The organism is Pseudoalteromonas sp. (genome assembly GCF_041613455.1).
GTDB lineage: Bacteria > Pseudomonadota > Gammaproteobacteria > Enterobacterales > Alteromonadaceae > Pseudoalteromonas.
The window spans coordinates 1-3,102 of record NZ_JBFJHD010000290.1 but is presented as its reverse complement, the minus strand read 5'-3'; the positions used below and the strand labels follow the sequence as shown (position 1 = coordinate 3,102).

The following is a 3,102-nucleotide window of genomic DNA, read 5'->3' as shown; positions in this document are numbered from 1 at the left end:
GAAGGTTTACTACTCGCGTGCTTTTGCTCATAGCGTTTATTCGTTGCTTCGCGCTGTTCACGGCGCTCTTGTGCTAAATTAGCTTTTGCAGCAAAACGCAAGCGCTGCTCTTGAGTAAGCTCATCATTAAAACTAATGGCTGTTTTTTTCACTGCTCGGCTGCTTTTAGGTGAACTACACATATTATTCTCCAAATGACTGACTTATAAGTAGACAGTCATTTGGTTAAATAAATTTCAAACCGCTTACTAAAAAGTAATACTGATAACCCCAAATAACTAGTTTTGTGGGGTTGTATCAAACGCAGGTACTTCGTGTAAGCCGCTCAACCAGCTCAATGTTGATTTAGCCCAAATTTGTGCTGTTGGCGTAAACTGATCACGCTGATCAACTGCACCAATACGCAAGCCATATACACGGTCAGCTTTAGCTTCGTTAGTTGCATAAAGTGTTGTACCACATGTGCCACAAAAACCTTGCGCACGCTTGTTACCGCTTTGCGCTGTTTTAACAAACTCTTTTGGCTCACCTTGGGTAAACACGACCGAATTTGGCTCTGCAATTATGACTGCTCTAAATGGGCCGCTCGACATACGTTGGCAATCGCTACAATGGCAAACAAGTGCGTTGTTATTTTGAGACTTTGCTTGGTATTTAATTTCACCACAGTAACAGCTTCCAGTAATTTCCATTATTTAAATCCTTAATGCTTATGAAGATTGAATCGAGATATAAGACCGGCAATATCGATTCATTATTTTTAAAATATAAAAAAACTGCTCGCCGGTTCATTTGTATGTTCGGTTAGATTTTTAATTTTTGAGAGTGATTTTCAACGTTGAACAAGTGCTAAAAACATGATCCGATGTTTTAAATAAAACAGCAATACCACGTTAAGCTAATAGCGTAACGTGGTGTGTTTAAGCTATCTTTTATGTGCGTTTAAATAATCAACAGCTAACAGGCTAAGCGCCTTAGTGCCTACTTTAAACGATGATTCGTCGGCATAAAAATAAGGTGAGTGATTACTAGCCACTGTATTTAAATCTTGCTCACTTGGTGTACCGCCTAAAAATACAAATACACTCGGCACTTCTAATGCGTAAAACGAAAAATCTTCTGCGCCGGTTATTTTTCCCATTTCAACTACGTTTTCATTACCTGCTGCTTTTTTAAGGCTAGGTAACATTTGCGCAGTTAACTTTGGGTTATTAATCGTTACCGGATAACCTTCGTGAATGTGTACCTCTGCAGTAGCACCTGACGATTTAGCAATGTGCGTGGCTGTGGTTTTTATTTTTTCAAATATTTGTGCTCGGTTATCCATATCAAAGTTACGAATTGTGCCTACCATTTCGACTTCTTCAGGAATAATATTATTACGTACCCCACCCGCTATTTTTCCAAACGAGACAATAGCAGGCTCTTTGGTAATGTTGATTTGGCGACTAACAATATGATTTACGCCTGTTACTATTTGCGCAGCTGCGGCAATGGGGTCAACCCCAGTCCACGGTGCAGAGCCGTGTGCCTGCTTGCCATGTACTGTTATTTCAAATCGGTCTGCACTGGCCATTGCAGGGCCACTTCTATAACCAATTTTACCGCTGTGCAAACTAGATGTTATGTGTAACCCAAAAGCAGCCTCTGGTTTGTATTGTTTAAATATGCCTTCTTTAAGCATTAGCTCAGCGCCACCCTCTTCCCCCTCTGGTGCGCCTTCTTCTGCAGGCTGAAATACAAACATAATATTACCGTGTAGCTCATCTTTCATGTTTGCAAGCACTTGTGCAGCGCCCATTAGCATAGCCACGTGTGTGTCGTGACCACAAGCATGCATTATGCCTACATCTACACCACGGTAATTAGTGGTTTTAGTTGATTTAAAATCAACATCTGCTTTTTCAGTAACTGGCAGCGCGTCCATATCTGCGCGTAGCATTACTGTCGGGCCTGGCTTTGCACCTTTTAATAGCCCCACAACACCTGTATAAGCAATCCCTGTTTGTACTTCCATACCCAGCGACTTTAAGTGCTTAGCGACAATACCTGCTGTGCGGGTTTCGCGATTTCCAAGCTCAGGGTTTTGATGAAAATCACGTCGCCAATCAATAACCTGTTGCTCTATCTTTTTAACTTGCTGATCAATGTTTGCATTGGCATTAAACGCACTAAGGGCAGCAAAGCCCAACGCTATTGAAATTAGTGATTTTTTCATCCTGTTTGTCCTTATTATATTTATTGGTTTTATAATATTGATGAGCACGAGCCCTTATGTATTATTGAGAACATAATTAGTTTGCTCTATAACCACTATTACTGAAGGCTCTACAATAATCAATCCCATTTAAGCTAGATGCCCAACTATGAAGGGCCACTTCACTTTTCACTGGTTTTATCTATTTTTAGTTTGAAGTTTTAGCGCTAATTAAGCCTACCACTTTTGCTTTTGTTGATTTAAAAATGGCACTAAATAGTCCACCAAAGCGCGGACAGTTGGGCTTAATAAACGTTGCGATGGATAGAGTAAATTCACGGGTAATGGGCTTGGCACATAATCGCTTAATATTTCTATTAACTCACCGGATTGAATTGCCGCATCAACGTAAAAACTAGGCAGCTGAGCAATACCTTGATTAGCTATAGCAAAGGCTTTTAAGCTTTGAGAATCGTTAACTTCAAGGCTACCAGCTACTTTTATTACTGTGCTTTTTCCGTCAATTAAGTACGACCATCGCTTGGCATTAGTTACTGCGGTATTTATTAAACATTGATGGTTTTTAAGATCTTTAGGCGTACTGGGCATGCCGTGAGTGTTAATATAGTGAGGGCTTGCTACCGTTTTAAAGTGCATATTACCAATATTACGCGCGACCATTGTTGAGTCGTTTAAGTGCCCTACGCGTATAGCTAAATCAAAGCCTTCTTCCACCAGCTCTACTTTACGATTCATAAGTGAAATTGCTAAATCAACGTCCTGATGCAGATCTTTAAATTCAGCTAATGCAACCGGCAGCATATATTGCCCAATCATTATGGGAGCTGTAATTTTTATAAGCCCTTTGATTTGTTGTAGCTGTGTTTTGGAGCGGCGAAGTTCGG

4 protein-coding genes are annotated in these 3,102 nt (G+C 40.5%); all 4 read right to left on the bottom strand.

Annotated features, from left to right (window positions below; genetic code table 11):
• The coding region (locus ABYB02_RS16100; protein ID WP_372763395.1) for a hypothetical protein at nucleotides 1-182 on the bottom strand (182 nt) is incomplete at its 3' end.
• Between the two features lie 96 nt (nucleotides 183-278).
• Nucleotides 279-692: a GFA family protein gene (locus ABYB02_RS16095; protein ID WP_007377055.1), complete on the bottom strand. Its 414-nt coding sequence runs from the start codon at nucleotides 690-692 to the stop codon at nucleotides 279-281.
• A gap of 233 nt (nucleotides 693-925) precedes the next feature.
• The gene (locus ABYB02_RS16090; protein ID WP_002958068.1) at nucleotides 926-2,218 is read right to left on the bottom strand and encodes an amidohydrolase; all 1,293 of its coding nucleotides are present in this window, start codon (nucleotides 2,216-2,218) and stop codon (nucleotides 926-928) included.
• Nucleotides 2,219-2,434: 216 nt separating this feature from the next.
• Nucleotides 2,435-3,102 (bottom strand): substrate binding domain-containing protein (locus ABYB02_RS16085; protein WP_372763394.1); only part of this gene is annotated, 668 nt, incomplete at its 5' end.